Genomic DNA, 1,015 nt, shown 5'->3' with positions numbered 1-1,015 from the left:
CTACAGATGAGTTATTAAAAACCCCTGCAAAAGACTCTTTTCTTTTATCTAACTTTAACACAGTATTTTTATACTCTGTAATATCCCAATTGGCGCCTATCATTTTAATTGATCCAGTATTTGGGTCTTTATGAAGTTGTGCTATAGATTTTATATATTTTATTTTTCCGCTTTTAAGCTTAATTCTAAACTCTGTATTAAATTCATCTTTATTCTGTATTGCATAATACATTTCATTAACAACCCTTTCCCTATCTTCTTCTAACAATCTATTTTTCCAAGATTTATACAAGTTATTTGTATTTTCTTTTTTACTCTCATACAACAAAAGAGTTGCGTTGTCACAACTTAATTCTTGCTTAAATAGGTCATAGTCCCAAACACCAATATTTGCTGTTTTGGTTGCTATATTTAATCTTTTTTGAGTTTCAAAATGAGCTAACTCTGCTCTTTTTTTAGTGTCAACATCCTGAAAAGTTCCTGTTAACTTAACAGCTTTACCATCTATATATTCTACTTTACCAATTGCCCGCACCCACTTTTCTATTCCTGTAGAGGTTACTATTATAAGCTCTACATCCCAAGGAATTCCTTTACCAATGGCATCACTAATTAGTAGTACAATTTTTTCTCTATGGTACCCTTCTTTATAAAAGTTAATTCCGCTTTCTAAGGTAGGAACGTAACTATCATCCAGGCCATGTATTTCTTTAGTAATACTAGTCCAGTACACCTCATTACTCACTAAATTTACTTCCCAACCACCAATATTTGCTATTTCCTGAGCCTTTAGGCGATACTCTTCTTCATTACGTCTATTAGAAATATCTTCTCTAACAATTATTAGACCTCCTACTTTTCCTTTTTCATTCTTCCAAGAGTTAATTTTATAATTAAACCATTGTACCTTTCCCGTACTACTTAAAACCTTTTCTCCCTCAAAACTTATATAACTACCTTTTAAACAATACTCGTGTATCTTTTTGATTTCTTCAGTAGTGTCTGGAAAAACATC

At 31.4% G+C, this 1,015-nt stretch carries 1 protein-coding gene; it reads right to left on the bottom strand.

Annotation, left to right across the window (positions count from 1 at the left end; genetic code table 11):
- Positions 1–1,015, bottom strand: a 1,015-nt coding sequence (locus ABJD66_RS14865) for a PAS domain-containing protein (RefSeq protein ID WP_348133052.1), incomplete at both ends; no start/stop codon positions are given.

The organism is Cellulophaga sp., from assembly GCF_039943695.1.
In the GTDB taxonomy this organism is placed as follows: Bacteria; Bacteroidota; Bacteroidia; order Flavobacteriales; family Flavobacteriaceae; genus Cellulophaga.
The sequence above is the reverse complement of the archived record's forward strand: the minus strand, read 5'-3'. Positions and strand labels throughout refer to the sequence as shown.